The organism is Streptomyces sp. NPDC006544, assembly GCF_040611715.1.
Lineage (GTDB): Bacteria > Actinomycetota > Actinomycetes > Streptomycetales > Streptomycetaceae > Streptomyces.
In genome coordinates this window covers 1-26,056 of sequence record NZ_JBEXOV010000099.1, presented here as the reverse complement: position 1 = coordinate 26,056, position 26,056 = coordinate 1, and the positions used below count along the sequence as shown (strand labels likewise).

The window sequence follows — 26,056 nt, the reverse complement described above, 5'->3', positions numbered from 1 at the left end:
CCCCGGGCCCGGGTCGCGGGTGTCGGGGGGGCGGCGCGGGCCCGGGGGGCGGGGAAAAACCACCGCGCCCCCCCCCCCCGGGGGGGGGGTGCGGGCCGCTGGGCCCGGGCGGCTACGCCTTGCGGAGGCGGAACGTCAGGGCGAGGGACTCGTCCGTGAACGGGTCTCCGTACGACGCGTCGGCCTCGGCGGCGGCGAAGTCCGTCGCGAGGACCTCGTCGGAGATGAGGCCCGCGTGGTCGGTCAGCGCCGTCACGACCTCCGGGTCCGTCGCGGACCACCGCAGGGCGATGCGGTCCGCGACGTCCAGGCCCGAGTTCTTCCGGGCCTCCTGGATCAGGCGGATCGCGTCACGGGCGAGGCCCGCGAGCCGCAGCTCCGGGGTGATCTCCAGGTCGAGGGCGACCGTCGCGCCGGAGTCCGAGGCCACCGACCAGCCCTCGCGCGGGGTCTCGGTGATGATGACCTCCTCCGGGGTGAGGGCGACGGTCTCGCCGTTCACCTCGACCTCGGCCGAGCCGGAGCGCAGCGCCAGCGACAGCGCCGCCGCGTCCGCCGCGGCCACGGCCTTCGCCACGTCCTGCACCCCCTTGCCGAAGCGCTTGCCCAGCGCCCGGAAGTTGGCCTTCGCCGTCGTGTCCACCAGCGACCCGCCGACCTCGGACAGGGAGGCCAGGGAGGAGACGTTCAGCTCCTCCGTGATCTGCGACCGCAGCTCCGGGGACAGGGCGTCGAAGCCCGTCACCGCGACCAGTGCGCGGGACAGCGGCTGGCGCGTCTTCACGCCCGACTCGGCGCGCGTCGCGCGGCCCAGCTCCACGAGGCGGCGTACCAGCAGCATCTGCTGCGAGAGGACCGGGTCGATCGCGGCGGTGTCGGGCACCGGCCACGTGGACAGGTGCACCGACTCCGGGGCCTCCGGGGTGACCGGGACGATCATGTCCTGCCAGACTCGCTCCGTGATGAAGGGGGTCAGCGGGGCGAGGAGGCGGGTGACCGTCTCCACGACCTCGTGCAGGGTGCGCAGCGCGGCCGCGTCGCCCTGCCAGAAGCGGCGGCGCGAACGCCGGACGTACCAGTTGGACAGGTCGTCCACGAAGGAGGAGAGGAGCTTGCCGGCGCGCTGGGTGTCGTACGACTCCATCGCCTCGGTGACCCCGGCCGTGAGGGCGTGGAGTTCCGAGAGGAGCCAGCGGTCCAGGACCGTGCGGTCGGCGGGCGCCGGGTCGGAGGCCGACGGGGCCCAGTTCGACGTGCGCGCGTACAGCGCCTGGAAGGCGACCGTGTTCCAGTACGTGAGGAGCGTCTTGCGGACGACCTCCTGGATCGTGCCGTGGCCCACGCGCCGCGCCGCCCACGGGGAGCCGCCGGCCGCCATGAACCAGCGGACCGCGTCCGCGCCGTGCTGGTCCATGAGCTGGATCGGCTCGAGGGTGTTGCCCAGGTGCTTGGACATCTTGCGGCCGTCCTCCGCGAGGATGTGGCCCAGACAGACCACGTTCTCGTAGGACGACTTGTCGAAGACGAGCGTGCCGACCGCCATCAGCGTGTAGAACCACCCGCGCGTCTGGTCGATGGCCTCCGAGATGAACTGCGCCGGGTAGCGCTTCTCGAAGATCTCCTTGTTCTTGTGCGGGTAGCCCCACTGCGCGAACGGCATCGAACCCGAGTCGTACCAGGCGTCGATGACCTCCGGAACGCGGACGGCCTCGAGTGAGCAGCCCTCGTGCGTGCACGTGAAGGTGACGTCGTCGATGTACGGGCGGTGCGGGTCCAGGGCCGACTGGTCCGTGCCCGTCAGCTCGGTCAGCTCCGCGCGGGAACCGATGCACGTGAGGTGGTTCTCCTCGCAGCGCCAGATCGGGAGCGGGGTGCCCCAGTAGCGGTTGCGGGAGAGCGCCCAGTCGATGTTGTTCTTCAGCCAGTCGCCGAAGCGGCCCTGCTTGACGGAGTCCGGGAACCAGTTGGTCTTCTCGTTCTCGCGCAGCATCGCGTCCTTGACCGCGGTGGTGCGGACGTACCAGGAGGGCTGTGCGTAGTACAGCAGCGCGGTGTGGCAGCGCCAGCAGTGCGGGTAGCTGTGCTCGTAGGCGATGTGCTTGAAGAGCAGGCCGCGGGCGTCGAGGTCGGCGGTCAGCTTCTCGTCGGCCTTCTTGAAGAAGACGCCGCCGACGAGCGGGACCTCCTCCTCGAAGGTGCCGTCGGGGCGGACGGGGTTCACCACGGGCAGGCCGTACGCGCGGCAGACCGCGAGGTCGTCGGCGCCGAAGGCGGGGGACTGGTGGACCAGACCCGTGCCGTCCTCGGTCGTGACGTACTCGGCGTTCACGACGTAGTGGGCGGGCTCGGGGAACTCGACGAGCGAGAACGGGCGCTCGTAGGTCCAGCGCTCCATCTCCTTGCCCGTGAAGGTCTCGCCGGTGGCCTCCCAGCCCTCGCCGAGGGACTTCTCCAGCAGGGGCTGCGCGACGACCAGCTTCTGCGCGCCGTCGGTCGCGACGACGTACGTGACCTCCGGGTGCGCGGCGACGGCCGTGTTGGACACCAGGGTCCACGGGGTGGTCGTCCAGACCAGCAGCGCCGCCTCGCCCGCGAGGGGACCGGAGGTCAGCGGGAAGCGGACGTAGACCGAGGGGTCGACGACCGTCTCGTAGCCCTGCGCCAGCTCGTGGTCCGAGAGGCCGGTGCCGCAGCGCGGGCACCAGGGGGCGACGCGGTGGTCCTGGGTGAGCAGGCCCTTGTTGAAGATCTCCTTGAGCGACCACCACACGGACTCGACGTACTCGGGGTCCATGGTCCGGTAGGCGTCGTCCAGGTCGACCCAGTAGCCCATGCGGGTCGTGAGGTCGGTGAACGCGTCGGTGTGGCGGGTCACGGACTCGCGGCACTTGGCGTTGAACTCGGCGATGCCGTACGCCTCGATGTCCTTCTTGCCGTTGAAGCCCAGTTCCTTCTCGACGGCGAGCTCGACGGGCAGGCCGTGACAGTCCCAGCCGGCCTTGCGGGCCACGTGGTAGCCGCGCATGGTGCGGAAGCGGGGGAAGACGTCCTTGAAGACGCGGGCCTCGATGTGGTGCGCGCCGGGCATGCCGTTGGCGGTGGGCGGGCCCTCGTAGAAGACCCACTCGGGGCGGCCCTCGGACTGCTCGAGGGTCTTGGCGAAGGTCTTGCTCTCGCGCCAGAAGTCGAGGACTCCGTGCTCGAGGGCGGGCAGGTCGACCTGGGCGGGTACCGGGCGGTACTGCGGCGGTGTGGTCATGAGGCTGAACTCTTCCTCCGGCGGGGTGTCACTTCCGTCCGGAGGGACGAGAACCGCCCTCCCCTGAATCAGGGACAGCCTGCTCCCGCGGTACCACCCTCCTTGGCCTCCGGACCTGTGGTCCGACGGCCCCCTCATTGGGGTGCGAAGCCGGTTCTACGTGCCTACGGGGCCCGAGCGGGCTCCGTGCGGCCTTCTTCCGGCGGCTCCGGGGTGATCCTTCGCATCGCGCTCGCCCCCGGGCTCTCACCGTCCCCGGGTCGCTCCTGGCTGCGTCCGACGCTACTCGTCCCCATCCATGCCTTTCGCTGCGGCCAGTGTACGGGCCGGGACGCGGGACGGCAGACCGGTTTCCGGGGCGCGGCGCGGCCCTGCGGACGGCGCCGCGGAGGGGGCGCGGGAAGCGGCGCGGGAGGCGGTGCGGGCGGGGAGGCGGATGACCCGAACGGGCGCGCGGGGCCGCGCCGGGGTGTCGCGTGGCCGGAGGGGCGGATTACCGGGCTCCCGGCTGGGCACAACGGATGCAGGTTGACCTTGACGGACGCGTGCCCCGTTGCCGTGGGTCCGGAGTCGATTTATCGTTCCGGCACGATTCGCGAGCAATTATCACAGTATGTGAAGGGGCCGCGGCCATGGTGGCGAAGAAGACCGCCGGGAGTACTGCCGGGAAGGCTGTCGGAAAGGCTGCGCAGGAGGAGCCGGCGGCACAGCCGGCGAGGAAGAAGGCCGTGGCCGGGAAGGCGGCGGCGTCGGTCAAGAAGGCCGTCGCCGTCAAGAAGACGGCCGGGAAGAAGGTCACGGCCAAGGCGGCCGGGGCCGACGGGGCGGCGCAGGCCGCGCCAGAGACGGGAGCCCGGAAAGTGGTTGCCAAGAAGAGCACCGGCACGGCCAGGAAGACGGCCGCGACCGCGACCAGCGGGCTGCCCAAGGCGCGGGGCGTCGCGGGCCTGGCGCCCGGCGAGCTCGCCGTACGGCCCGGCGAGGACCCCTGGACCCCGGAGGAGGTCGGTGAGGCCCGCAGTGACCTGATGAGCGAGGTGCTGCGGCTGCGCGCCGAACTCGACGCCTCCGAGGCGGCCATCTCCGGCCTGATGCGGGACTCCGGCGACGGCGCCGGGGACGACCAGGCCGACACCGGGACCAAGAACATCACCCGGGAGTCCGAACTGGCCCTCGCGGCGAACGCCACTTCGATGCTCGAGCAGACCGAGCGGGCCCTGGAAAGGCTCGAGGCGGGCACGTACGGCATCTGCGAGAACTGCGGCCAGCCCATCGGCAAGGCCAGGATGCAGGCCTTCCCGCGGGCCACGCTGTGCGTGGACTGCAAGCAGAAGCAGGAGCGGAGGCACTAGGGCCCCGCCGCCCTCCGCCGCCCCCGCGGCCGGGCGCCCCGGCCGCGGGCGGGGCCGGGCGCACCGGTGGGCAGGGCGGCGGCCGAAGGACACCCTGACGTACCCTCGTGTCTCGTCAGGGTCCGCAAACGAACCTGGCGGGACGGTCGGCATACCTGGTTCGGGCTAGTTCGAGGGACTCACGTGGCAGAGGTGGAGCGCATCATCGGTACGCCGGAGGTCGGCGAGGACGGCACCGGGCCGGAAGCCGCCGCGCCCAGGGGGCGGCGACGGATCGTCGCGCTGCTCGTCGTGGCCGTCCTGGCCTACCTGCTCGACCTCGGCAGCAAGATGCTGGTCGTCGCGAAGCTGGAGCACCAGCCGCCGATCCACATCATCGGCGACCTGCTCAAGTTCGAGGCGATCCGCAACCCCGGCGCCGCCTTCGGCTTCGGTGAGGCCTTCACGATCATCTTCACCTGCATCGCCGCCACGGTCATCGTGGTCATCGTGCGTCTCGCGCGGAAGCTGTACAGCCTGCCGTGGGCGATCGCGCTGGGCCTGCTGCTGGGCGGCGCGCTGGGGAACCTGACCGACCGGATCTTCCGCTCGCCGGGCGTCTTCCGCGGTGCGGTCGTCGACTTCGTCGCACCCGCCCACTTCGCGGTCTTCAACCTCGCGGACTCGGCGATCGTGTGCGGGGGGATCCTGATCGTCCTGCTGTCGTTCAAGGGTCTGGACCCGGACGGCACCGTCCACAAGGACTGATCGCGGAACCGGGCGTCTGTCCGGTCCTGCATACTCGACAGGTGAGTACGATTCCCGAGATCCGCACCCTGCCCGTTCCCGATGGCCTCGAGGGCGAGCGCGTCGACGCCGCCATCGCCCGTATGTTCGGTTTCTCCCGGACGAAGGCGGCCGAACTCGCGGCCGCGGGGAAGGTGTCGGTCGACGGCAGTGTCGTCGGGAAGTCCGAGCGCGTGCACGGTGGCGCCTGGCTCGAAGTCGAGATGCCCGAGCCGCCGCGGAAGGTCGAGCTCGTCGCCGAGCCCGTCCCCGGGATGGAGATCGTCCATGACGACGACGACATCGTCGTCATCATGAAGCCGGTCGGCGTCGCCGCCCACCCCAGCCCCGGCTGGACCGGCACCACCGTCATCGGCGGCCTGGCCGCCGCCGGCTACCGCATCTCGACCTCCGGCGCCTCCGAGCGCCAGGGCATCGTGCACCGCCTCGACGTCGGCACGTCCGGCCTGATGGCCGTCGCGAAGTCGGAGCGCGCGTACACCTCGCTGAAGAACCAGTTCCGCGAGCGGATCGTCGACAAGCGCTACCACGCGCTGGTGCAGGGCCACCCGGACCCGATGAGCGGCACGATCGACGCCCCGATCGGGCGCCACCCCAGCGCCGACTACAAGTGGGCCGTGACCCAGGAGGGCAAGCCCTCCGTCACCCACTACGACCTGATCGAGGCCTTCCGCGCCGCCTCGCTGCTGGACATCAAGCTGGAGACCGGGCGCACGCACCAGATCCGCGTGCACATGGCCGCGCACCGCCACCCCTGCGTCGGGGACCTGACGTACGGCGCCGACCCGACGGTGGCGAAGCGGCTCGGGCTCACCCGGCAGTGGCTGCACGCCGTGCGGCTCGGATTCGAGCACCCCTCGGACGGCCAGTGGGTGGAGTTCGAGAGCACGTACCCGGCGGACCTGCAGCAGGCACTGGACGTGATCCGCAAGGAAAGCGAGTGACGGACGCCTCCGCGTCCGCCTTCTCGGTACGCGTCGCCTCCACGGAGGCGGACCTCGCGGCGTGCTTCGCCGTGCGGACCGAGGTGTTCGTGATCGAGCAGTCCGTTCCCGAGTCGATCGAGTACGACGCGTACGACGCGATCGCGGTCCACGTGCTGGCCGAGGGGCCGGACGGGGTGCCGCTGGGCACGGGCCGGCTGCTGCACGGGCCCGGGGCGCTGGGCAAGACCGGCTCCGCGGACGTCGGTTCGCTGGGCCGGCTGGCCGTCGCGCGGTCCGCGCGCGGACTGGGCGTGGGGGTCGCGCTGGTACGGGCGATCGAGGAGCGGGCGGCCGCGCTGGGCCTGTCCTTCGTCGACCTGGGTGCGCAGACGCATGCGCTGGGCTTCTACGAGCGGCTCGGGTACGTGGCCTACGGGCCGGAGTTCGAGGACGCGGGGATCGCGCACCGGGCCATGCGGAGGGCTCTGCCGTAGCCCTGGCCGGGTGGGGGCGTGGCCCTGCGGGGCCGAACCCCGACCTCCCCTCCGCCGTTTCCCGGGGCTGCGCCCCCTGTCCCCCTGTCCCCCTGTCGCGTGCGGCGCCGTTGCCGGGGGCCTGCCCCCGGACCCCCGCGCCTCAAACGCCGGCGGGGCTGGGTTTGGGGTGCCGGGCTGGGTTTGGGGGTGCCGGGCTGGGTCGGGGGCTGTCGGGCTGGGTTTGGGGGCTGTCGGGCTGGGTTTGGGGGCGGGGTGGGGGTACGCGCCTCTGACGGGCGTGGGGGTGGGAGTGGCAGGGTGAGGGAGTGGATCAGCTTGCTCTGTTGTTCGTGATGTTGCTCGGGGCCGTGGTCACCGTGCCGCTCGGAGACCGGTTGAGGCTGCCCGCGCCGGTGTTGATGACGATCGGCGGGGTGGTGCTCGCGCTGGTGCCCGCCGTGCCCAATGTCGACGTCCCGCCCGATTACATCCTGCCGCTCGTGCTGCCGCCGCTGCTCTACGCCTCCGTGCAGCGGACCTCCTGGCGCCAGTTCGCGGCCAACGTGCGGCCGATCCTGCTGCTGGCCGTCGCGCTCGTGTTCGTCACGACCGCCGCCGTCGCCGCCGTGGCGCACGCCGTCGTGCCCGGACTCCCCATCGCCGCCGCCGTCGCGCTCGGCGCGCTCGTGGCGCCGCCCGACCCGGTCGCCGCCACCGCGGTGGCGGGGGCGCTCGGACTGCCCCGGCGGATGGTGTCGATCCTGGAGGGCGAGGGGCTCTTCAACGACGTCACCGCCATCGTGCTCTATCACGTGGCGATCGCCGCCGTCGTGAGCGGCAGCTTCTCCTGGCCCGCGGCGCTCGGGGAGTTCGTCCTGTCCGCCGTCGTCGCCGTCGTCGTCGGGCTGGCGCTGGGCTGGGCCGCCCACCGGCTCATGGGGCGGCTCGGCGATGCGACGCTCCAGATCGGGCTGACGCTGCTGGTGCCGTTCGTGGCGTACGTGGTGGCGGAGGAGTTCCGGGGCTCCGGGGTGCTGGCGGTGCTGACCACCGCGCTGTTCCTCGCCGAGTACGCGACCGACGCCGACGACGTCCTGGGCCGGCTGGCCAACCACACGTTCTGGGAAGTCGTCGACATGCTGGTCACGGGCGTCGCGTTCGGCCTGATCGGGCTGGAGCTGCACAACGTGTTCGGCGTCGCCCGCGGGCGGGAGTGGGAGATGGCCGGGTGGGCGGCGGTCGTGATCGCGGTGGTGGTCGGCGTACGACTGGCCTGGCTGCTGCCGGCCGGCTGGCTCGCGAAACGGCTCCACTCGCTGCGCGACTACGACGAACAGATCCCGCTGAGCTGGCGGGAGTCCGTGGTGATGTGGTGGGCCGGGATGCGGGGCGTGGCCTCGGTGGCACTCGCCCTGGCCATCCCGCTCCGGACGGAGGCCGGGGAGGACTTCCCGGGCCGCGACCAGATCATCTTCATCGCCTTCGCCGTGATCATGGCGACGCTCCTGGTCCAGGGGCTGACCCTGCCGTGGCTGGTGCGCAAGCTCGGCGTGGAGGCGGACTCCGACGAGGAGGCGGCGATCGCCCGGACCCTGGCGATCCGCGCCGCGAAGGCGGCGAAGCGCCGGCTCAAGGAGATCGAGGAAGCGGAGGACCTCCCCGAGGAGCTGGTGGAGATGCTCTACCGGCGGGCGTACGACGTGGGGGCCAGGATCAGCCCCGACATGGTCGACGAGGAGCGGCGCGAGGCCTACGCGAAGCGGGTGGAGCGGCTCCGCGACCTCCAGCGCATCCAGGTGGAGATGATGTCGGCCGCCCGCCACGAGGTGCTGGCCGCCCGGAGCGAACCCGGCGCCGATCCGGAGATCGTCGACCGGGTGCTCCGGCATCTCGACGTGCGCAGCCTGCGTAGCCCGTAGCCCGTAGCCCGTGGCCCGTGGCCGGCGGCGCCCCCGCTACACCTGGTAGCGGTCCGGGGCGAAGAGGTGCAGGTTCTCCGCTATCCAGTCCGAGGTGCGGGTCAGGCCCTCGTGGAGCGAGACCTCGGGCTGCCATCCGGCCCACTCGCGGGCGCGGGTGTTGTCCGACAGGAGGCGCTGCACCTCGCTGCCCGAGGGGCGCAGCCGGGCGGGGTCGACGACGACCTCCGCGTCCCGGCCCGACGCCGTGATCAGTGCCCGGGCCAGGTCCCCGATGGAGATCTCCTCGCCGGCGCCGAGGTTGACCACCTCACCCAGTGCCCGGTCGCATTCCGCGACCGCGAGGAAGCCCGCGGCCGTGTCCGTCACGTAGGTGAAGTCCCGGGTGGGCGTCAGCGAACCGAGGCGTACCTCCCGGGCGCCCGAGTGGAGCTGCGCGAGGATCGTGGGGATCACCGCGCGCGCCGACTGGCGGGGGCCGTAGGTGTTGAACGGCCGCACCACCGTCACCGGCAGCTCGAACGCGTGGTGGAACGACAGCGCCATCATGTCCGCGCCGATCTTCGACGCGGAGTACGGGGACTGCGGCTGGAGCGGGTGGCTCTCGGCGATCGGAGCCGTACGGGCCGTCCCGTAGACCTCGCTGGTGGACGTGTGCACGAGGCGGCGCACGCCGTGGCGGCGGCAGGCCTCCGCCATGTTCTCCGTCCCGGTGACGTTGGTCTGGACGTACGCGCCGGGCGAGGCGTAGCTGTACGGGATCCCGATCAGCGCCGCCAGGTGGAAGACGGTGTCGCAGCCGGACACCGCGTCGCTGACCCGCCCGGCGTCGCGGACGTCGCCCGCCCACATCTCCACCGGGCCGTCCGGATCGGCCAGGTACCGGGCCAGGTGGCCCTTCTCCGCATACGGCTTGTAGTGCACGAAGGCGCGCACCCTCGCGCCCCTGGCCACCAGCAGGTCGACCAGCGTCGAGCCGATGAAGCCCTCCGCACCCGTCACGAGGACCGTCCTGCCGGTCCAGTCCGTCGTCATCGGCGTCATCGGCGTCGTCATCGGTGTTGCCTTCGTCATACCAGCTCCAGCGGGGTGGGAAAGGGGGAGGTCGAGGGGAAGCCGGCCACGCGCAGTACCTGCGCCGCCAGCAGTTCGGCGGCCCGCGCGTGCGGGCCCGGGTCGGCCGCGCCGGCCATCGCGGAGAGCCGCACCGGATCGGCCAGCAGCGGGGCCAGCAGCTCCGCGAGCCGGCCGGCCGTGGTCTCGGCGTCCGGCAGCAGCAGTCCGGCGCCCGCGTCCGACAGCACGCGGGCGTTGTGCGTCTGGTGGTCGCCCGGGGCGTACGGGTAGGGGACGAGGACGGCCGGGACCCCCGTCGCCGCGAGCTCCGCCACCGTCGCCGAGCCCGCCCGGCACACGACCAGGTCGGCCGCCGCGTAGACGAGGTCCATCCGGTCCAGGTAGGCCGCGGCCCGGGCGATCCGCAGCCCGCCCGAGGCCGTCAGCCGTGCCCGGGTGTCCGCCAGCGCCGCCGGACCGGTCTTGATCAGCAGCTGTACGTCGTTCCGCGCCTGCCAGGCCTCCGCCAGTCCGGCCGCGGCCCCGGTGAGGCGGACCGCGCCCAGGCTGCCGCCGTTGAAGACGACGAGCTTGCGGCCGTCCGGCACCCCCAGCTCGTGCCGGGCCCGGAGCCGCAGGACCGCCCGGTCCTCCGGGGACCGCCCGGCCAGGCCGGCGAGCGCCGCCGAGATCGGCATTCCGGTGGTCAGCGCCCGCGCCCCGCCCGCCAGGTGGGCGCGGCTGCGGTCGAAGGCCACCGCCATGTGCGGGGTCAGCCGGGCGGCGAACTGGTTGGCCCGGCCGGGTACCGCGTTGGACTCGTGGATCACCGCCGGCAGCCGGGCCATCCGGGCCCCGAGCACGGCGGGCGCACTCGGATAGCCGCCCATGCCGACGGCCACGTGCGCGCCCTGCGCCCGGATCACGGCCCGCGCCTGCCCGGCCGAGCGCAGCAGCGCCGCCGGGAGCAGATAGCGCTTGGCGCCGAGCGACGGGTCGAAGGGGATCATGTCGACGGTGTGCAGGCGGTAGCCGGCGGCGGGGATCAGCTCGGTCTCCAGGCCGCGTTCGGTGCCGATGAACGAGACCACGGCGTCCGGGACGGCGGCGCGCAGCGCCTCGGCCAGGGCGAGCCCGGGGTAGATGTGGCCGCCGGTGCCGCCCGCGCCGATCACGACGGAAAGTGGTGAACGTGAGGGTGAGGTGCTCATGTCCGCACACTCCCGGTGCGTCCTAAGAACGTTCTAAGAGGTACTTCGGGAACCTTTTGGCAGGCTATGCGGCATGCAGCGAATTCTGGTGGTGGACGACGAGCCCGAGGTGCGGGCCGCGGTCGAGGACGGCCTCGCGGTCGAGGGGTACGAGGTGCGCGGCGCGGGCGACGGGCTGGCCGCGCTGTCGGAGGTGGCGGGCTGGCAGCCGGACGCGCTGGTCCTCGACGTGATGATGCCGGTGCTGGACGGGCTCGGCGTGTGCCGCCAGCTCCGCGCGGTGGGCGACCGTACGCCCGTACTCGTCCTGACCGCTCTCGACGCGGTCAGCGACCGCGTCGACGGGCTGGAGGCCGGGGCCGACGACTACCTCGTGAAGCCGTTCGCGCTCGACGAGCTCGTGGCGAGGGTCCGGGCGCTCCTGCGGCGGGCCGCCCCCGAACCGGCCGGGTCCGCGCCCGGACTCTCCTACGGGGACCTGGTCCTCGACCCGCAGACCCGCACCGGCCGGCGCGGCGGGAGGCAGCTGGAGTTCAGCCGCACCGAGGCGGCCCTCCTCGAACTGCTCATGCGCCACCCCGGGCAGGTGCTGCCGCGCGAGCTCGTCCTGGAACTGGTGTGGGGGCGGGACTTCGGGCCGGACTCCAACTCCCTGGCCGTCTACATCGGTTACCTGCGGCGGAAGCTGGAAGCCGGCGGCGAGCCCCGGCTGGTGCACACCGTGCACGGCGTCGGCTACCGGCTGGACACCGCGTGAGCGGCGCGGGGGGCGCGGGGGGCGCGGACGGTGTCCCGGCCGGGGGAGGGCGCAGGCTCGCGGCGCCATGGCGGCGCAGACGGCCGCTGCGGACCCGGCTCGCGCTCGCGGCGGCGGCGGCCGTCGCGCTGGTCGCCGTCGGCGTGTGCGCGGCCGCCTTCTTCGTCGTGCGGGACGCGCTGTACCGGCAGCTCGACCTCAACCTCACCCAGTCGGCCCGCCTCGCCGCGCAGCGCAACCCCGACTCGGGGCCCGGGACCCTGAGCGGGGAGTGCCGCTTCCTGGCGGCGCCCGCCTGCGCGGAGGTGGTGCCGGCCGATCCGGCGAACGACCCCGCGGCGCCGTACCTCCTGCCGGTGGCCCCGGCCGCGCGGGCCGTCGCGGCGGGCAGGAAGGCCCCGTACTACACCAGCATCGTGCACGCCGGACATCCGGCGCGGATGCTGACCACCGACTACACCAGAGGCCGGGCCCTGCAGGTGGCGCTGCGGGCGGACAGCGTGGAGGACGCCTTGGAGGAGGCGGCGTGGTGGCTGGCGCTGACGGGGGCCGCGGGCATGCTGATGGCCGGACTGCTCGGCTACTGGGTCGCGCGGACCGGCCTGGCACCGGTCACCCGCCTCACCGCCACCGCCGAGCGGATCGCGGCGACGCGGGATCCCCGGCACCGGATCGAGCTGCCGCCGCCGGGTCCCGGCCGGGGCGCGGAGGACGAGGTCACCCGGCTCGCCGGGAGCTTCAACACCATGCTCGGCGAGCTGGAGCAGTCCGTGACCGCGCAGCGCAGGCTGGTCGCGGACGCCTCGCACGAGCTGCGGACACCGCTGACGGCGCTGCGGACGAACGCGGAGCTGCTGGCCCGGGGCGAGCGGCTGACGGCCGAGCAGCGCGAGCGGGCCTCGCTGGCGCTCGGGCGGCAGCTGCGGGAGGTGACGGGGCTGGTCAACGACCTGATCGAGCTGGCCCGGGACGAGGAGCCGCAGCTGCTGGTGGAAGAGGTGCGGTTGGCTCCCCTGGTGGAGTACTGCGTGGGGGCGGCGCGCTCGCACTGGCCGGGGGTCTCGTTCCGGGTGCGGACGGAGGAAGCGGTGGTGGAGGGGGTGCCGGCGCGGCTGACCCGGCTGCTGGGGAACTTGCTGGACAACGCGGCGAAGTTCAGCTCGGGAGCGGTACGGGGGCGCGCGGCGCAGGGGCCTGGGGCGCAGGGCCGCGGCGCGGAGGTCGAGGTGGAGCTGGCGGTTCGCGGCGGGTGCGCGGAGGTGACCGTGCGGGACCACGGGCCGGGGATCTCGGAGGCGGACCTGCCCTACGTCTTCGACCGGTTCTACCGGGCGGGGGCGGCGAGGGCCCTGCCGGGGTCGGGTCTGGGGCTGGCGATGGCGCGGCAGATCGCGCGGGCGCACGGGGCCGAGTTGACGGCGGAAGCCGCTGCCGGCGGAGGCGCCCTGTTCCGGCTCACGTTCGGGACCGCGGGCTGAGCCGGGCGCTGCGGGCCGGATCCCGCGGGGGCCGTCGCGGGGCGCCCCGGACCCTCCCGCGGCTGCCGCCGCGAAGCGGCCCCCGAGGGGTGCGGCGCCCGGATCAGTTCGCGCCTCAGGCGGCGGGGCCGGAACCGTCCGGGGGAGGGACGGCCGCGGAGGTGGTGATGCGGGGGAGCGCGTAGGGGTGGTGGTCCGTCAGCCAGGTGATCAGGCGTTCGCGGACCGCGCAGCGGACCGTCCAGATGTCGTCGGAGTCCTTCGCCGTGACCACCGCGCGGACGAGGACCGTGTGCGGGGTGGTGTCCGTGACGGCCAGGGAGGCGGTGCGGCCGTCCCATTCCGGGATGTCGCCCAGGATGAGGGGGAGCTGCTCCCGGATCAGGGCCACCGGGGCGCTGTGGTCCAGGTGCCAGAACACGGTGCCCGTCATCTGCGCGCCGCCGCGCGACCAGTTCTCGTACGGCTTGCTCGTGAAGTACGACACCGGCATCGTGATCCGGCGCTCGTCCCAGGTGCGGACGGTGAGGAAGGTCAGGGTGATCTCCTCGACCCTGCCCCACTCCTTGTCCACGACCACCGTGTCGCCGATCCGGACGGTGTCCCCGAACGCGATCTGGAGTCCGGCGAAGAGGTTGCCGAGCGCGGACTGGGCGGCGATGCCCGCCACGATGCCGAGGACGCCCGCGGAGGCCAGCATCGAGGCGCCGACCGCCCGCATCTCGGGGAACGTGAGCAGCATCGCGCCCGCGGCCACCACGACCACCACCGCCGTGACCACCCGGTGGATCAGCGTGACCTGGGTGCGGACCCGGCGGACACTGGCGTCGTCGGGGTGGTCGGCGGCGTACCGGGCGTAGACGGAGTCCACGACCGCCGTGGTGATGCGCACGAGCAGCCAGGCCGCCGCGGCGATCAGGACCAGGGTCAGCGCGTGGCCCCAGCCGTCCCGGCGGCGGTGCACGCCCTGGAGCAGGGAGGCGGCCAGGACCAGCAGGAACGGCGGGCGGCAGCGCCGCAGCAGCCCCCACAGCGGGGTCTCGCTGTGCCGGGCGTCGGCGCGGCGCAGCAGCAGGTCCAGCAGCCAGCCCGCGACCAGGGTGACGGCCAGGGTGCCCGCGACGACCGCGACCGGGCGCAGGAGGGAGTCCGTGTCCACGGAGGCCAACGTAGCCGGACGTGTCTTCGGGAGCTGGCACGATGGAGGCATGAACATCATGCTTTTCCACTCGACCTATGGGCTGCGGCCCGCGGTGCGGGAGGCGGCCGACCGGCTGCGCGCGGCCGGGCACCAGGTCCAGGTGCCCGATCTTTTCGAGGGACGCACCTTCGAGACCGTCGAGGAGGGCATGGCCCACCAGGACGAGATCGGCCGTGACGAGCTGCTCAAGCGCGCGGTGCTGGCCTCGGCCCCCTACTCCGACCAGGGGCTGGTCTACGCCGGCTTCTCCTTCGGCGGTTCGATCGCCCAGCACCTGGCGCTCGCCGACGAGAAGGCGCGCGGGCTGCTGCTCCTGCACGGGACGGCAGACCTGGAGGAGAACGCCGCGGTCGACGAGCTGCCCGTGCAGCTGCACATCGCGGACCCGGACCCGTTCGAGCCGCACGACTGGCTGACCGCCTGGTACCTGCGGATGCGGCGGGCCGGGGCGGACGTCGAGGTCCACAGCTACCCGGGGGCCGGGCACCTGTTCACCGACCCGGGCCTGGACGACTTCGACGCCGAGGCCGCCGAGCAGGCCTGGACGGTCGCCCTCGGCTTCCTCGACAGCCTGTAGCGGAACGCGCGGACGGGGCCCCTCTCGAGGGGCCCCGTCGTCATGTGTGCGTCAGAGCGGTGGTGCGGTGGTGCGGCGCCGCGTCAGGCGCGGTACGCCGTCCACATGCTCTGCATACGGGCCACCTGGCCCGCGGTGAACTGGTACATGCAGGAGTCGTACGTGTAGTCCATGAAGTTGTGGATCGGGTCGACGCCGGTCGCCGTGCAGGTGTCACGGCCGGTCGGGCACTCGAAGGCCGCGCTCTTCTCCGCCGGGGTGTCGGAGACCGAGTCGCCGCTGCCCGAGCAGCCGCCCTGGAACGTGTGGTAGAGGCCGAGCCAGTGGCCGACCTCGTGGGTGGCGGTGTCGCCCTGGTTGTAGTTGGTGGCCGAACCGCCGGGGATCGACGAGTTGAGGATGACCACGCCGTCCATCTTGGGCTGGGAGGCGTAGGAGCTGGGGAAGGTGGCCCAGCCGAGGAGCCCGCCGCCGAGGTTGGCGGTGTAGAGGTTCAGCGCGTTCTTGCCGCCCTTGCGCAGGGCGTTCTTCATGTTCTTCTCGGCGGTGGTGCCGTCCGAGACGTTGTACCAGGTGGAGTTGTTGGTGTAGTCGGTCCCGGCGAGGGAGAACTGGAAGCCGGAGTTGACGTTGCCGGTGCCCTGGCCCGCGTAGGCGGCGTTGAGGACCGAGATCTGGCTGTTGATCTGCGCGGCCGTCAGGTTTCCGGTGGTGCCGGAGGTGATGACGTGCACGTACACGGGGATCGTGGTGGTCGCCGTGGCCGCCGACGGGGCGGCCTGCAGGCCCTGGTTCATGGCGTTCGCCGCGGCGAGCTTCTTCGCCAGGTCGGCGTCCATGGCCTTGGCCTGGGCGTCGGTGAGCTCGTTCGCGTCGGCGGCGTGCGCGTCCTTGGGACGGGCGACACGGGCGTTCGCGGACGCGCCCGAGGCCTGTTCGGCACAGGCCTCGGCCGGGGTCTTGGCGGCGGCGGCAGCGACGGTGGTGGGGGCCGTCAGCGGGGCGAACGCCAGGGTGCCGGCCAGCAGGGCGGTGCCCATGATGCCGCGGCGGAGAAGGGGGGATATGCGGGCAAGAGCGCGCACGTGTGCTCCTCGCGAGTGGGGGGTATGACGGGAAGGATCTCGTCACGTTGGCGCGAAGCTTACGTGTGCATGACATAAAGAGGTCAAGGGCCGTACGTAAAAAATTTGTTGCTTCTGATGTCCAAGGGGCACCTGGTCTGCACCAGATGCCCCTCCGGACAGGAAAATTGACGGGGTGTCAGTGCACCGGCCCGTCGGCCCGCTCCACCTTCTGCGTACCGTTCAGCGTCCGGTAGGAGCGCTGCCAGGCGGTCGTGGCGTCCTGGCGGCGCTTGTCGGAGACCGCGTAGTAGTCCATCTGCGAGCGCTCGGCCGTCACGTCCAGGACCCCGTATCCGTGGGCGTCCATGTCCAGCCACTTCACGTGCCGGTTGGCGGCCTTGATCGCCGCCTCGGCGACCAGCGAGGCCGTGTCCGCCGGCACGTGCAGCAGGTCGTCGATGTTGTCGGAGGTCACCGAGGTCACCACGAACTCCACGCCCGCCGACCGCGACCATGGATAGGTGGCCGCCGTCACCGGCACGTCGTTCGCCCACGCCATGTGGATGTCGCCCGTCAGGAAGACGGTGTTGCGGATCCCGCGGTCCGTCAGGTGGCCCAGCAGCTCCTTGCGGTCGTCGGTGTACCCGTCCCACTGGTCCACGTTGACCGCGAGCCCGCCCTCGGGCAGGCCGAGCAGCTCCGTGAGGGGCTCCAGCAGGTGCGCCGGCAGCGAGCCGAAGGCCACCGGCGAGATCATCACCGAGGTGCCCACCAGCTTCCAGGTCGCCTGCGAGCCCGCCAGCCCGGCCTTCAGCCAGTCCAGCTGCGCCCGGCCGGTGAGGGTGCGCTCCGGGTCGTCCACCGCGCCGCTGCCGATGCCCGCCTGCTGCGAGCGGAACGTGCGCAGGTCCAGCAGGTGCAGGTCGGCGAGGGTGCCGAAGCGCAGGCGGCGGTAGACGGTGCCCTCGGTGGAGGTGCGGACGGGCATCCACTCGAAGTACGCGCGGCGGGCGGCGGCCGCGCGGGCCGCGAACTCGCCCTCGGTGGCCGGATCGTGGTTCTCGGCGCCGCCGGACCAGGCGTCGTTGGCTATCTCGTGGTCGTCCCAGATCGCGATGACGGGATGGGCCCGGTGCAGGGCCTGGAGGTCCGGGTCCGTCTTGTACGTGCCGTGGCGGGTGCGGTAGTCGGCCAGCGTGAGGATCTCGTGCGCCGGCTGGTGCTGCCGTACGACGTACTTCGCCTCCGGGTAGCCGCCGGTCCTGTACTCGTAGATGTAGTCGCCCAGGTGCAGGACGGCGTCCAGGTCGGACCGCGCGGCCAGGTGGCGGTACGCCGAGAAGTAGCCGGACTCCCAGTTGGCGCAGGAGACCACGCCGAAGCGCACCCCGGCGGTGGTGGTCTCGGCGGCCGGGGCGGTGCGGGTGCGCCCGACCGGGGAGACGGCGCCGCCCGCCGTGAACCGGTACCAGTACGCCGTCTGCGGCCGCAGTCCTCGTACGTCGGCCTTGACGGTGTGGTCGGACGTGGCGCTCGCGGTGACGGAACCCCGCGCGACGATCCGGGAGAAGGCCTTGTCCTCGGCGATCTCCCAGTCCACGGCGGTCGCCGGGCCCAGGCCGGAGCCCGGCACGGCTCCGTCGGCCGGGGTCACGCGGGTCCACAGCAGGATTCCGTCGGGCAGCGGGTCGCCGGAGGCGACGCCGTGCAGGAAGGCGGGGGCGGCGGTCGCGGCCGTGGCGGCCCGGGCGGTGCCGGCGCCCAGCGCGGTCATCGGGGCGAGCGCCGCCGTGGCGGCGGCGGCCAGTACGACCGTGCGGCGGCGTGGAGCCGGCTCGGGCGCCGACTCGGGGGCAGGAGAGGAGAGTTGACTGGTCACGGATCATCATATTACCGACGGGTATAGCTCCTGGAACAGCCCCGTGAAAGCAACGGGCGGGCGAACTCGAGGAGTTCGCCCGCCCATCGGCCCGCAGGCCTCCCAGTGCGTCCGCCGCCCGGCGGGGAGGGTGCCTCAGCCGGCGATGGCCTTGTCGATCGCCGCCGTGAACGCCTCGGGGGACTGCGGCAGCGGGTCGATCTTCTTGCCGTCCATCTTCAGCGTGGGCGTGCCCGTCACACCGCTCTTGTCGAAGGCCTTGGACATCTCCAGGGCCCAGCGGTTGTACGTGCCGTCCGTCACGTCCTTCTTGAACCCGGCGTTGTCCTTGAGTGCCGGGACCTGGTCGGCGACGGACAGCAGGTAGTCGTCCTTGGCGAACTTGTCGTCCTTCTCCTCCGGGTGGTTCGCCGCGGAGTAGAGGGCCGTCTTGTACTCGAGGAACGCCTCGGGGCTGACGTTGAGGGCCGCGCCCAGCGCGCTCAGGGCGTTCTTCGAGCCGCTGCCCGGGAAGCCCTTGTCGAGGAAGGTGGCGCCGATGTACTGGATCTTGTACTTGCCGGCGTCGAGGTCCGTCTTGACCTGCGCGCCGACCGCCTGCTCGAAGGTCGCGCAGATCGGGCAGCGCGAGTCCTCGTACAGCTCCAGGGTCTTCTTGGCCTCGGCCTTGCCTATGACCACGGTCGTGCCGTTCTCGCCCGTGGTGTTCTTCGGCTGGACCAGGGCCGCGTCGGCCGCCTTGTCCCACTCGCCCGGCTTGTTGGCCTGCACGACCAGGTAGCCGACGCCGCCCGCCAGGGCGAGGGCGCCGACGACGCCGGCGGCCACGAACACCTGACGGCGGGCCTTGGCCTTCTTGGCCTGCTTCTCGCGCTCGGCGCGCAGCTTCTCGCGGGCGGCGGCCTTGTTCGCCTGGCTGTTGCGTGCACTCATGGTGATCTCCGTGGAATGTGGCCCCGGACGGGAGCCGGGTGAAAGGGGGGACTGTCCGCGTACGTCAGGCGCGAGCGAGCGCGCCGGGTGTGCGAGGAGGTCCCCGCCGTCCCACGGAGTGTGCCGGGAACCGCGTACGGTGCCCCGTGCCCGGGAGGGCCGCCCGCGCCGCCCGCACGGCCGGTGCGAAGGCGCCGGCCGCCCGGGCGGCGGCCAGCCGCAGCGGCCGGAAGGCGCAGGCGGCCGCCGCGCTCAGCAGCCGGCCCAGCGCCCGCTCGCCGTGCCGCAGCCACACCGAGGCGAGCATCCCGACCCCGACGTGCGCGCCCAGCAGCAGCCAGGGCGTCCACGGGCCGGGCGCGGCCAGCAGCGCGACCGGGTCGGCGGCCTCGCCCGCCCGGGCCAGCGGCCCGCCCACCGGCGTACCGCCGCACAGGCCGGCCAGGCCGAGGGCGCGCAGGGGACCCGAGACGGGGCCGCCCGCGGGTCCGTAGCAGAGGTGCTGGCCGGCGTCGAAGACGGTGTCGGCGGCCAGCTCCAGCGGGACGAGCAGGCCGGCGATGGGACCGAGGCCCCGCTCGCGCCCGGCCAGGGCGTAGGCGATCGCGAACACGGCGGCGAAGGACCCGCCCACCAGGGCGGGAGGCAGCGGCACCCGGGACATCAGGACGTGCGAGCCGGCCGAGAGCAGCACGACGAGCGCGCTGAACAGCGCGGCCCGCAGCCCCCGTGGCCCTACCCCGGATATGTCCATCGCCGCGAGTGTGCCATGCGTCCCTGTGGGCGAGGACCCGCAGGTCCCCGTCCGGGCCCCGGACGCCCCTTTCGGAAGGCTTTGTCCCATCCGCTGCCTGCGGCCGGCGCGCGGACCTACGGCGTGATGCGGCCGTTGCGGAAGAGGTCCACGAAGATCTGGTGGTCGGCCCTCGCCCGCGCCCCGTAGGCGTGGGCGAAGTCCACCAGCAGCTCCGCGAAGCCCTCCTCGTCGGCGGCGATGGCCGCGTCGATGGCCCGCTCCGTGGAGAAGGGGACCAGGGTCTGGCCGCTCTGCTGCTCGTCCGCCGCGCCGTGCATGGTCGCCGTCGCCCGGCCCAGGTCCGCGACCACGGCCGCGATCTCCTCCGGGTCGTCCAGGTCCGACCAGTCCAGGTCCACCGCGTACGGGGAGACCTCCGCCACGAGCTGCCCGGACCCGTCCAGCTCGGTCCAGCCCAGCCACGGGTCGGCGTGCGCCTGCAGGGCCCGCTGCGAGATCACCGTGCGGTGTCCCTCGTGCTGGAAGTACTCGCGCACCGCTCGGTCGGTGATGTGCCGGGACACGGCCGGGGTCTGCGCCTGCTTGAGGTAGATCACGACGTCGTTCTCCAGGGCGTCGCTGTGTCCCTCCAGCAGGATGTTGTACGAGGGCAGGCCGGCCGAACCGATCCCGACGCCCCGGCGGCCCACCACGTCCTTGACGCGGTAGGAGTCGGGCCGTACCAGGGACTCGTCGGGCAGGGTCTCCAGGTATCCGTCGAAGGCGGCGAGCACCTTGTACCGGGTGGCCGCGTCGAGCTCGATGGTGCCGGGGCCGGGGGAGAAGCGCCGCTCGTACTCACGGATCTCGGTCATCGAGTCGAGGAGGGAGAAGCGGGTGCGGCCGCGGGCCGCGCGCAGGGCGTCCAGCAGCGGACCGTCGGCGGTGTCCAGGGTGAAGGAGGGGCTCTCCTCGTTCTTGGCTCCGGTGGCCAGCGCGTGGATGCGCTCGCGGTAGGCCGCCGCGTAGGTCCGCACGAGCGTGCTGATCTGCTCGTCACTGAGCGCCTTGGTGTAGCCGATCAGGGCGACGGAGGCGGCGAACCGCTTCAGGTCCCACGTGAACGGACCGACGTAGGCCTCGTCGAAGTCGTTGACGTTGAAGACCAGCCGGCCGTTGGCGTCCATGTAGGTGCCGAAGTTCTCGGCGTGCAGATCGCCGTGGATCCACACCCGGCCGGTGCGCTCGTCCAGGTACGGGCCGCCGTGCCGCTCGCGCTCCAGGTCCGCGTAGAAGAGGCAGGCCGTGCCCCGGTAGAAGGCGAACGCGGACGCGGCCATCTTCCGGAACTTGACCTGGAAGGCCGTCGGGTCGGCGGTGATCAGCTCACCGAACGCGATGTCGAACACGTCGAGTATCTGCTCGGCGCGCTGCTCGTCGGTCGATTCGGGAACCGCCATGGCGGGTGCCTCCAGGTGGCGCGGGGTGGATCGCTCATCGAGCCGGAGGGGCCGGACGGGCGCCCTGACTCTCTGGCTCTGCAACGCATGACCGTACCCGCCGGTGCCCGTGATCTGTCACTCGGGAGACGTAGGATTCGTAGCTGCCGCCCCTCTCTCCCCTCCGGAGGCCCCCACCGTGACCAAGACGCCGTTCACGCACCTGCACGTCCACACCCAGTACTCCCTGCTGGACGGTGCCGCGCGGCTGAAGGACATGTTCAACGCGTGCGGCGAGATGGGCATGAGCCACATCGCCATGTCCGACCACGGCAACCTGCACGGGGCGTACGACTTCTTCCACACCGCGAAGAAGGCCGGGATCACCCCGATCATCGGGATCGAGGCCTACGTCGCCCCGGAGTCCCGGCGCAACAAGCGCCGCATCCAGTGGGGCCAGCCCCACCAGAAGCGCGACGACGTGTCCGGTTCCGGCGGCTACACGCACAAGACGATCTGGGCGGCGAACGCCACCGGCCTGAACAACCTCTTCCGGCTGTCCTCCGACGCGTACGCCGAGGGCTGGCTCACCAAGTGGCCGCGCATGGACAAGGAGACCATCGGCAAGTGGTCGGAGGGCCTGATCGCCTCCACCGGCTGCCCCTCCGGCGAGCTGCAGACCCGGCTGCGCCTGGGCCAGTTCGACGAGGCCCTGAAGGCCGCCTCCGAATACCAGGACATCTTCGGCAAGGGCCGCTACTTCCTGGAGCTGATGGACCACGGCATCGAGATCGAGCGCCGGGTCCGCGACGGCCTGCTGGAGATCGGCAAGAAGCTCGGCATCCCGCCGCTGGTGACGAACGACTCCCACTACACCTACGCGAGCGAGGCCGGCGCCCACGACGCGCTGCTCTGCATCCAGACCGGCAAGAACCTCTCGGACCCCGACCGCTTCCGCTTCGACGGCACCGGCTACTACCTGAAGTCCACGGAGGAGATGTACGCCATCGACTCCTCGGACGCCTGGCAGGAGGGCTGCGCCAACACCCGGCTGGTCGCGGACCAGATCGAGACCGAGGGCATGTTCCAGTTCCGGAACCTGATGCCGAAGTTCGACATCCCGGACGGCTACACCGAGGTCACCTGGTTCCGCGAGGAGACCATGCGGGGCATGCAGCGCCGCTACCCCGGGGGCATCCCGGACGACCGGATGAAGCAGGCCGAGTACGAGATGGACACGATCATCTCGATGGGCTTCCCCGGCTACTTCCTCGTGGTCGCCGACTTCATCATGTGGGCCAAGAACCAGGGCATCGCGGTCGGCCCCGGCCGTGGCTCCGCGGCCGGCTCGATCGTCGCGTACGCCATGGGCATCACCGACCTCGACCCGATCACCCACGGCCTGATCTTCGAGCGCTTCCTGAACCCCGAGCGCGTCTCCATGCCCGATGTCGACATCGACTTCGACGAGCGCAGGCGCGTCGAGGTGATCCGGTACGTGACCGAGAAGTACGGCGCCGACAAGGTCGCCATGATCGGCACCTACGGCACCATCAAGGCCAAGAACGCGATCAAGGACTCCGCGCGCGTCCTGGGCTACCCGTACGCCATGGGCGACCGGCTCACCAAGGCCATGCCCGCCGACGTCCTCGGCAAGGGCATCCCGCTCTCCGGCATCCTCGACCCCAAGCACCCGCGTTACGGCGAGGCCGGCGAGATCCGCGGGATGTACGAGAACGAGCCGGACGTCAAGAAGGTCATCGACACGGCCATGGGCGTCGAGGGCCTGGTCCGCCAGATGGGCGTGCACGCCGCCGGCGTGATCATGTCCAGCGAGACCATCACCGACCACGTGCCGGTCTGGGTCCGCCACTCCGACGGGGTCACCATCACCCAGTGGGACTACCCGAGCTGCGAGTCGCTCGGCCTGCTGAAGATGGACTTCCTCGGCCTGCGCAACCTCACGATCATGGACGACGCCGTCAAGATGGTGAAGGCCAACAAGGGGATCGACATCGATCTCCTGGGCCTGCCGCTCGACGACCCCAAGACCTTCGAACTGCTCGGCCGCGGAGACACCCTCGGCGTGTTCCAGTTCGACGGCGGGCCCATGCGCTCCCTGCTGCGCCTGATGAAGCCCGACAACTTCGAAGACATCTCCGCCGTGTCCGCCCTGTACCGGCCGGGCCCGATGGGCATGAACTCGCACACCAACTACGCCCTGCGCAAGAACAAGCAGCAGGAGATCACCCCGATCCACCCGGAGCTGGAGGAGCCCCTCAAGGAGATCCTCGGCGTCACCTACGGCCTGATCGTCTACCAGGAGCAGGTCCAGAAGGCCGCCCAGATCATCGCCGGGTACTCGCTCGGCGAGGCCGACATCCTGCGCCGCGTGATGGGCAAGAAGAAGCCCGAGGAGCTGGCGAAGAACTTCGTCATCTTCGAGGAGGGCGCCCGGAGCAAGGGCTTCAGCGACCAGGCGATCAAGGCCCTGTGGGACGTCCTGGTCCCCTTCGCCGGCTACGCCTTCAACAAGGCCCACTCGGCCGCGTACGGCCTGGTCTCCTACTGGACGGCCTACCTCAAGGCGAACTTCCCGGCCGAGTACATGGCCGGCCTGCTCACCTCGGTCAAGGACGACAAGGACAAGTCCGCGATCTACCTGAACGAGTGCCGGCGCATGGGCATCAAGGTGCTCCCGCCGAACGTCAACGAGTCCGAGCCGAACTTCGCGGCCCAGGGCGACGACGTGATCCTCTTCGGCTTGACCGCGGTGCGCAACGTCGGCCAGAACGTCGTCGAGTCGATCATCAAGACCAGGAAGGCCAAGGGGAAGTACTCCACGTTCCCCGACTTCCTGGACAAGGTCGAGGCCGTCGTCTGCAACAAGCGCACCGTCGAGTCCCTGATCAAGGCCGGCGCCTTCGACGAGATGGGCCACACCCGCAAGGGGCTGGTCGCCCACCACGAACCGATGATCGACAACGTCGTCGCGGTGAAGCGCAAGGAGGCCGAGGGACAGTTCGACCTCTTCGGCGCCATGGGTGACGAGAGCGCCGGCGACGAGCCCGGCTTCGGCCTCGACGTCGAGTTCTCCGACGTCGAGTGGGAGAAGGCCTACCTGCTCGCACAGGAACGCGAGATGCTCGGCCTCTACGTCTCCGACCACCCGCTCTTCGGCCTCGAGCACGTCCTCTCCGACAAGACGGACGCCGGCATCTCCCAGCTCACCGGCGGTGAGCACTCCGACGGCGCCGTCGTCACCATCGGCGGCATCATCTCCGGCCTCCAGCGCAAGATGACCAAGCAGGGCAACGCCTGGGCCATCGCCACCGTCGAGGACCTCGCCGGATCCATCGAGTGCATGTTCTTCCCCGCGACCTACCAGCTCGTCTCCACGCAGCTGGTCGAGGACACCGTCGTCTTCGTCAAGGGCCGCCTGGACAAGCGCGAGGACGTGCCCCGGCTCGTCGCGATGGAGATGATGGTCCCCGACCTGTCCTCCGCCGGGACCAACGCCCCCGTCGTCCTCACCATCCCGACCGTCAAGGTCACCCCGCCGATGGTGACCCGCCTGGGTGAGATCCTGCGCCACCACCACGGCAACAGCGAGGTGCGGATCAAGCTCCAGGGGCCGCGCACCACCACCGTGCTCCGCCTCGACAAGCACCGGGTCAAGCCCGACCCGGCGCTCTTCGGAGACCTCAAGGTGCTCCTCGGCCCCTCCTGCCTGGCCGGATAACCACCGCCGTACGTCCATCACGCCCGAAGGGCCCGCCCCGGTCGACCGGGGCGGGCCCTTCGTCATGCCCGCACGGAGGCGTTAGTTGTGGCCGAAGCGCTTCTCGCGCCCCTTGCGGGCCATATCCGCGGGGGTCGCCTGCGAGATGCGCTGTTCCGCCTGATCCGTCATCGACGAACCCCTGGACTGCTCGCCGCCGCGCTCGGGGGACGAGGACTTCTGCTGATCCCTGCTCTGCTTCTTGTTCTTGGCCATGGGGGAACCTCCGTGAGGGTCTAGGGGCCAGGACCGCCTTCACACTCACACAAGCCGGTAAACGGCGCATTTTGGATCATTACCTCGCGTAGCCGGTGCCCGCTCCGCCGTCCCTGAGAGATACGCCACGCCGATGATCGAGTTCCGGCCGTCCAGGCCCTTGCCGTCGGGCAGACTCGTGGAAACCGCGAAATACACAGAGGACCCCCAGGGAAGAGGGTGGTACGCGTGGACCGCTGCGTCGTCCTGGTGGACGCCGGCTATCTGCTGGGCGCCGCCGCCAGCCTTCTCGCGGGAGAGCCCTCCCGTTCCCGCATCACCGTCGACCATGCGGCGCTCATCCAGGGCCTGCGCGAGCGGGCCGAGGCCGACACCGAGCAGCCGCTCCTGCGGATCTACTGGTTCGACGGAGCGCCCGACCGGGTGCCCCAGCCCGAACACCGCCGGCTGCGCGTCATGCCCCGCGTCACCGTCCGCCTGGGCGCCCTGACCCGCAGCGACGGCCGCTGGGCGCAGAAGGGCGTCGACGCCGCCATGCACGCGGAGCTGACCGAGCTGGCCCGCAACCGCGCCTGCTCGGACGTCGTGCTCGTCACCGGCGACGGAGACCTGCTTCCCGGCCTGATGTCCGCGAAGGAGCACGGGGTCGCCGTCCACCTCTGGGCCGTCCAGGCCGCCGACGGCGACTACAACCAGTCCGAGGACCTCGTCGCCGAAGCCGACGAACGCCGCGTCCTGGACCGTACGTGGATCACCCGGGCAGTCCGCGCCCGCGACCTCACGGGCCTGTGCGCCCCCGCCCCCGCGCCGGGCCCCGAGATCGCCGCCATCCTCTCCGCGCCCCTGCCCGAGGCGGCCCTCGCCGAAGCCGCCCGCGGCAACGGCGCCAGGCCCCCCGCGCCCGCGGAGCCCGAGGGGGGCGGCGCACCCGCCCCGGCGCCCGCCACCCCCCACGGCAAGACCGTGCCCACCCCCAAGGACCTCGCCGGAGCCCTGCGCGCCCCCGG

The 26,056-nt window shown here is 71.9% G+C and carries 20 protein-coding genes; 10 read left to right on the top strand and 10 right to left on the bottom strand.

What is annotated here, in order from left to right; all coding sequences use genetic code 11:
• Window positions 1–112 precede the first annotated feature (112 nt).
• Window positions 113–3,259 (bottom strand): isoleucine--tRNA ligase, encoded by a 3,147-nt coding sequence (ileS, locus tag ABZY44_RS31330; protein WP_356659746.1) that lies wholly within the window; start codon window positions 3,257–3,259, stop codon window positions 113–115.
• A 632-nt stretch (window positions 3,260–3,891) separates the two neighbouring features.
• Between ileS and ABZY44_RS31325 the strand changes: the two genes are divergently transcribed.
• The 5 genes from ABZY44_RS31325 to ABZY44_RS31305 all read left to right on the top strand — a co-directional run bounded on the left by ABZY44_RS31325 (window position 3,892) and on the right by ABZY44_RS31305 (window position 8,718).
• Entirely contained in the window at window positions 3,892–4,611 is a 720-nt protein-coding gene (locus ABZY44_RS31325) for a TraR/DksA family transcriptional regulator (protein WP_356659744.1), read from the top strand.
• Between the two features lie 183 nt (window positions 4,612–4,794).
• On the top strand, window positions 4,795–5,358 hold the full coding sequence (gene lspA / locus ABZY44_RS31320) for a signal peptidase II (protein WP_356659742.1): 564 nt from the start codon (window positions 4,795–4,797) through the stop codon (window positions 5,356–5,358).
• Window positions 5,359–5,399: 41 nt separating this feature from the next.
• Window positions 5,400–6,341, top strand: a complete 942-nt coding sequence (locus ABZY44_RS31315) for an RluA family pseudouridine synthase (RefSeq protein ID WP_356659740.1) — start codon at window positions 5,400–5,402, stop codon at window positions 6,339–6,341.
• A complete protein-coding gene (locus ABZY44_RS31310; protein ID WP_356659738.1) occupies window positions 6,338–6,817 on the top strand; it encodes a GNAT family N-acetyltransferase in 480 nt (159 codons plus the stop codon). The genes ABZY44_RS31315 and ABZY44_RS31310 overlap by 4 nt, the downstream gene beginning before the upstream one ends.
• Window positions 6,818–7,125: 308 nt before the next feature.
• The gene (locus ABZY44_RS31305) at window positions 7,126–8,718 is read left to right on the top strand and encodes a Na+/H+ antiporter (RefSeq protein ID WP_356659736.1); all 1,593 of its coding nucleotides are present in this window, start codon (window positions 7,126–7,128) and stop codon (window positions 8,716–8,718) included.
• Window positions 8,719–8,754: 36 nt separating this feature from the next.
• Here ABZY44_RS31305 and ABZY44_RS31300 read toward each other — a convergent pair whose 3' ends face one another.
• Both ABZY44_RS31300 and ABZY44_RS31295 read right to left on the bottom strand, forming a co-directional pair.
• Entirely contained in the window at window positions 8,755–9,792 is a 1,038-nt protein-coding gene (locus tag ABZY44_RS31300; protein ID WP_356659734.1) for an SDR family NAD(P)-dependent oxidoreductase, read from the bottom strand.
• Entirely contained in the window at window positions 9,789–10,985 is a 1,197-nt protein-coding gene (locus ABZY44_RS31295; protein ID WP_356659732.1) for a UDP-N-acetylglucosamine--N-acetylmuramyl-(pentapeptide) pyrophosphoryl-undecaprenol N-acetylglucosamine transferase, read from the bottom strand. Before ABZY44_RS31295 ends, ABZY44_RS31300 begins: the two co-directional genes overlap by 4 nt.
• Window positions 10,986–11,058: 73 nt before the next feature.
• Here ABZY44_RS31295 and ABZY44_RS31290 point away from each other — a divergent pair, with 73 nt between their 5' ends.
• Both ABZY44_RS31290 and ABZY44_RS31285 read left to right on the top strand, forming a co-directional pair.
• Complete coding sequence (locus ABZY44_RS31290) at window positions 11,059–11,742, top strand: response regulator transcription factor (protein WP_356659730.1); 684 nt, start codon at window positions 11,059–11,061, stop codon at window positions 11,740–11,742.
• Window positions 11,739–13,220, top strand: a complete 1,482-nt coding sequence (locus ABZY44_RS31285) for a HAMP domain-containing sensor histidine kinase (protein WP_356659728.1) — start codon at window positions 11,739–11,741, stop codon at window positions 13,218–13,220. The genes ABZY44_RS31290 and ABZY44_RS31285 overlap by 4 nt, the downstream gene beginning before the upstream one ends.
• A gap of 115 nt (window positions 13,221–13,335) precedes the next feature.
• Here the strand turns inward: ABZY44_RS31285 and ABZY44_RS31280 are convergent, their stop codons facing one another.
• A complete protein-coding gene (locus tag ABZY44_RS31280) occupies window positions 13,336–14,430 on the bottom strand; it encodes a mechanosensitive ion channel domain-containing protein (protein ID WP_356659726.1) in 1,095 nt (364 codons plus the stop codon).
• Here ABZY44_RS31280 and ABZY44_RS31275 point away from each other — a divergent pair.
• On the top strand, window positions 14,429–14,998 hold the full coding sequence (locus ABZY44_RS31275; protein ID WP_356659724.1) for a dienelactone hydrolase family protein: 570 nt from the start codon (window positions 14,429–14,431) through the stop codon (window positions 14,996–14,998). The genes ABZY44_RS31280 and ABZY44_RS31275 overlap by 2 nt on opposite strands.
• Window positions 14,999–15,081: 83 nt before the next feature.
• On the opposite strand, the gene ABZY44_RS31270 is transcribed toward ABZY44_RS31275, so the two are convergent.
• From ABZY44_RS31270 to ABZY44_RS31250, 5 genes are all read right to left on the bottom strand, one after another.
• Window positions 15,082–16,038 (bottom strand): zinc metalloprotease, encoded by a 957-nt coding sequence (locus tag ABZY44_RS31270; RefSeq protein WP_356659748.1) that lies wholly within the window; start codon window positions 16,036–16,038, stop codon window positions 15,082–15,084.
• 223 nt (window positions 16,039–16,261) lie between these two features.
• Window positions 16,262–17,944 (bottom strand): alkaline phosphatase D family protein, encoded by a 1,683-nt coding sequence (locus ABZY44_RS31265; RefSeq protein WP_356659722.1) that lies wholly within the window; start codon window positions 17,942–17,944, stop codon window positions 16,262–16,264.
• Between the two features lie 135 nt (window positions 17,945–18,079).
• Window positions 18,080–18,877, bottom strand: coding sequence for a DsbA family protein (locus tag ABZY44_RS31260; RefSeq protein ID WP_356659720.1), 798 nt, complete (start codon window positions 18,875–18,877; stop codon window positions 18,080–18,082).
• A gap of 64 nt (window positions 18,878–18,941) precedes the next feature.
• The gene (locus ABZY44_RS31255) at window positions 18,942–19,631 is read right to left on the bottom strand and encodes a hypothetical protein (protein ID WP_356659718.1); all 690 of its coding nucleotides are present in this window, start codon (window positions 19,629–19,631) and stop codon (window positions 18,942–18,944) included.
• Window positions 19,632–19,747: 116 nt separating this feature from the next.
• Window positions 19,748–21,073: a DUF2252 domain-containing protein gene (locus tag ABZY44_RS31250; protein WP_356659716.1), complete on the bottom strand. Its 1,326-nt coding sequence runs from the start codon at window positions 21,071–21,073 to the stop codon at window positions 19,748–19,750.
• Between the two features lie 178 nt (window positions 21,074–21,251).
• Here ABZY44_RS31250 and dnaE point away from each other — a divergent pair, with 178 nt between their 5' ends.
• Window positions 21,252–24,794, top strand: a complete 3,543-nt coding sequence (gene dnaE / locus ABZY44_RS31245) for a DNA polymerase III subunit alpha (RefSeq protein WP_356659714.1) — start codon at window positions 21,252–21,254, stop codon at window positions 24,792–24,794.
• An 81-nt stretch (window positions 24,795–24,875) separates the two neighbouring features.
• On the opposite strand, the gene ABZY44_RS31240 is transcribed toward dnaE, so the two are convergent.
• Window positions 24,876–25,049, bottom strand: coding sequence for a hypothetical protein (locus ABZY44_RS31240; RefSeq protein WP_356659712.1), 174 nt, complete (start codon window positions 25,047–25,049; stop codon window positions 24,876–24,878).
• A 219-nt stretch (window positions 25,050–25,268) separates the two neighbouring features.
• Between ABZY44_RS31240 and ABZY44_RS31235 the strand changes: the two genes are divergently transcribed.
• Window positions 25,269–26,056 (top strand): NYN domain-containing protein (locus tag ABZY44_RS31235; RefSeq protein ID WP_356659710.1); only part of this gene is annotated, 788 nt, incomplete at its 3' end.